Source organism: Pseudomonas kairouanensis (genome assembly GCF_004682055.1).
GTDB lineage: Bacteria > Pseudomonadota > Gammaproteobacteria > Pseudomonadales > Pseudomonadaceae > Aquipseudomonas > Aquipseudomonas kairouanensis.
The window spans coordinates 1-3545 of the sequence record NZ_QUZU01000095.1; the positions used below are offsets into that span (position 1 = coordinate 1).

Annotated in this window: 3 protein-coding genes; 2 read left to right on the forward strand and 1 reads right to left on the reverse strand. The window is 61.0% G+C overall.

Features of this window, described 5'->3' with window-relative positions:
• The first annotated feature begins 163 nt into the window (after positions 1-163).
• Together DYL59_RS31180 and purT are read left to right on the forward strand one after the other, a co-directional pair.
• Complete coding sequence (locus DYL59_RS31180; protein WP_105523850.1) at positions 164-631, forward strand: VUT family protein; 468 nt, start codon at positions 164-166, stop codon at positions 629-631.
• Between the two features lie 69 nt (positions 632-700).
• The gene (purT, locus tag DYL59_RS31185) at positions 701-1882 is read left to right on the forward strand and encodes a formate-dependent phosphoribosylglycinamide formyltransferase (protein WP_135292626.1); all 1182 of its coding nucleotides are present in this window, start codon (positions 701-703) and stop codon (positions 1880-1882) included.
• Positions 1883-1988: 106 nt separating this feature from the next.
• Here purT and DYL59_RS31190 read toward each other — a convergent pair whose 3' ends face one another.
• On the reverse strand, positions 1989-3302 hold the full coding sequence (locus tag DYL59_RS31190; protein WP_135292627.1) for an MFS transporter: 1314 nt from the start codon (positions 3300-3302) through the stop codon (positions 1989-1991).
• Positions 3303-3545 lie beyond the last annotated feature (243 nt).

Genomic DNA, 3545 nt, shown 5'->3' on the forward strand with positions numbered 1-3545 from the left:
GATCGCTTTCGCGAGCAAGCCCGCTCCCACATTTTGACCATGTTCCTACAGGATAAACGCGGTCAACTGTGGGAGCGGGCTTGCTCGCGAAGAGGCCCTCCCAGACGACATATTTCTAAATGTGAAGTACCCTGTGCGGCATAACTCACAGGTCCACTTCCCCATGCTCTTCCTGATCGCCTACATCAGCAGTGTCGTGCTGATCAACTTCGCCTTCTCCACCGCTCCGCACCTGGACGTCATCTGGTCTGCCTGGGGTGGCTTGGTCTTCATCCTGCGCGACATGGTGCAAACCCGCTTCGGCCACGGTGCAATCGTCGCCATGCTGGCCGCGCTGGTGCTGTCGTATATCACCTCCGATCCGTCCATCGCCCTGGCCAGCGCCACCGCGTTCGCGGTGTCCGAATGCATTGACTGGCTGGTGTTCAGCATCACCAAGCGCCCGCTCCACGACCGCCTGTGGATAAGTTCGGCACTGAGCATTCCGCTGGATACCTTTATCTTTTTTGGCCTGATCGGCGCGCTTACCCCGGCCGTGGTCGGCACCGCGTTGGCGTCGAAATTCGCCGGTGTCACGGCGGTGTGGCTGATCATGGCCTGGCGTATCCGTCGGCGCGCCGTCGCCAACTGAGGCCAATTTTTACAGTTCATGTAAAATGCCGGCCTTTCTCCAAACGATCCGCTCCCCTGAGGACCTGAGATGACCCGAATCGGAACTCCATTGTCGCCAACCGCGACCCGCGTTTTGCTGTGTGGCTGCGGTGAGCTGGGCAAGGAAGTGGTAATCGAACTGCAACGCCTGGGCGTTGAAGTGATTGCCGTGGATCGCTACGCCAACGCCCCTGCCATGCAGGTTGCGCACCGTAGCCATGTGATCAACATGCTCGACGGCGCCGCTCTGCGTGCAGTGATCGAAGCCGAGAGGCCGCACTTCATCGTGCCGGAAATTGAAGCGATCGCCACCGCTACCCTGGTGGAACTGGAAGCCGAAGGCTTCACCGTGATCCCGACCGCGCGCGCCACGTCGCTGACCATGAACCGCGAAGGTATCCGCCGCCTGGCCGCTGAAGAGCTGGACCTGCCGACTTCGCCGTACCACTTCGCCGATACCTTTGAAGACTACAGCAAGGCCGTGCAGGATCTGGGCTTCCCGTGCGTGGTCAAGCCGGTGATGAGTTCGTCGGGCAAGGGCCAGAGCCTGCTGCGCAGCACTGATGACGTGCAGAAAGCCTGGGATTACGCCCAGGAAGGCGGCCGTGCCGGCAAGGGCCGGGTGATCATCGAAGGCTTTATCGACTTTGACTACGAAATCACCCTGCTGACCGTACGTCACGTGGGCGGCACCACGTTCTGTGCGCCGGTGGGTCATCGCCAGGAGAAGGGCGATTACCAGGAATCCTGGCAGCCACAGGCCATGAGCCCGATTGCGTTGGCTGAATCCGAGCGCGTGGCCAAAGCCGTGACCGAGGCCCTGGGTGGCCGTGGTCTGTTTGGCGTGGAGTTGTTCATCAAGGGTGATCAGGTGTGGTTCAGCGAAGTGTCGCCGCGCCCCCATGACACCGGTTTGGTGACCCTGATTTCCCAGGACCTGTCGCAGTTTGCCCTGCATGCTCGTGCCATCCTGGGCCTGCCTATCCCGTTGATCCGTCAGTTCGGGCCTTCGGCCTCAGCGGTGATTCTGGTGGAAGGGCAGTCCACACAGACCGCCTTCGCCAACCTGGGCGCGGCCTTGAGTGAACCGGACACGGCGTTGCGCCTGTTTGGTAAACCAGAAGTGAACGGTCAGCGTCGGATGGGTGTGGCGTTGGCGCGGGATGAGTCGATTGAAGCGGCTCGGGCTAAAGCCACCCGTGCTTCCAAGGCTGTTGTTGTAGAGATGTAACCGAGTCGCGCCCTTCGCGAGCAAGCCCGCTCCCACATTTAACCGCGTTTATCCTGTAGGAATGCGGTCAAAATGTGGGAGCGGGCTTGCTCGCGAAAGCGGTCTATCAAGCGACGCGATTCAAATCATTGTCCCGCGTCTCTTTCAGGCACAGCACAGCAATCAAGCTGAGCAACGCTGCCGCCGACACATACCCACCGACATAACTCAGCCCACCCATCGCCACCAACTTGGTCGCGAAGAACGGTGCCGCCGACGCCCCCACAATCCCGCCCAGGTTATACGCCGCCGAAGCACCGGTATAACGCACGCGCGTCGGGAACAATTCCGGCAACATTGCGCCCATTGGCGCGAAGGTCACGCCCATCAAAAACAGCTCCAGCGCCAGGAACAGCGCCACCGCCCAGGTTGAACCGTGGGTCAGCAGCGGCTCCATGGTAAAGCCCGACAGGATTGCCAGGATTGCGCCGACGATCAGCACCGGCTTGCGCCCGTAGCGATCACTGGCCAAGGCCGCCAGCGGTGTGGCCAAACCCATGAACAGCACCGCAAAGCACAGCAAGCCCAGGAAGGTTTCGCGGCTGTAACCCAGGGTTGAAACGCCATAGCTCAAGGAAAACGCGGTGGTGATGTAGAACAGCGCATAGCACACCACCATCGATGCGGCGCCCAGCAATACCGGCAGCCAGTGTTGGCTGAACAGTTCCACCAGCGGCACTTTCACCGGCGCCTCCTTGGCGACGGAATTGGCGAATACCGGCGTTTCGTGCAGCTTGAGGCGTGCGTAGAGGCCAACCATCACCAAGGCTGCGCTGAGGATGAATGGAATGCGCCAGCCCCAACTACGGAACTGCTCGTCACTCAGGCTCATGGCCAAAATCAGAAACAAGCCATTGGCCGCCAAAAAGCCAATCGAGGGGCCCAGTTGGGGGAACATGCCGAACCAGCCGCGCTTGCCTTTCGGTGCGTTCTCAGTGGCCAGCAACGCTGCGCCGCCCCATTCCCCGCCAAGTCCCAAGCCCTGGCCGAAGCGCAGCACACACAGCAGGATCGGCGCCCAGGCCCCGATGCTGTCATAGCCCGGCAGCAAGCCGATCAGCGTGGTACACACGCCCATCAATAGCAGCGAAGCCACCAGGGTGGATTTACGCCCGATGCGGTCACCAAAGTGGCCGAACAGCGCCGAGCCCATTGGGCGGGCGATAAAGGCGATACCGAAGGTCAAGAACGACGCCAGCATCTGCGCGGTGCCGGAGGTCTGCGGGAAGAACACCGGGCCGATCACCAGCGCAGCGGCCGTGGCGTAGATATAAAAGTCGTAGAACTCGATGGCGGTGCCGACGATGCTCGCGGTGGCAACCCGTGCGGTCGAGTTGGTCGGGGCGGCGGCAGGCGCGGCCTCGTTATAGGTGGTGCTCATGGCAGTATCCCTGACGGTCATTGCGCGTTTGGACGCGGATTATTATTGGTCGAACACCCATGGATCAGGGTTGTGCGCGGGGCGGCTCGGGATGGGAGCGAACACCGGTCAGACACGGTAAAGCGGTGCCTGGACGCTTGAAGTGCGGGTAGCACGCGTTTGGGCGGGGCTTTGGTAAGCCGCAGGGATTATAGGAAGGGGTTTTGAAATACAACAAGAGGAACTGATGCACCACAAATCAAA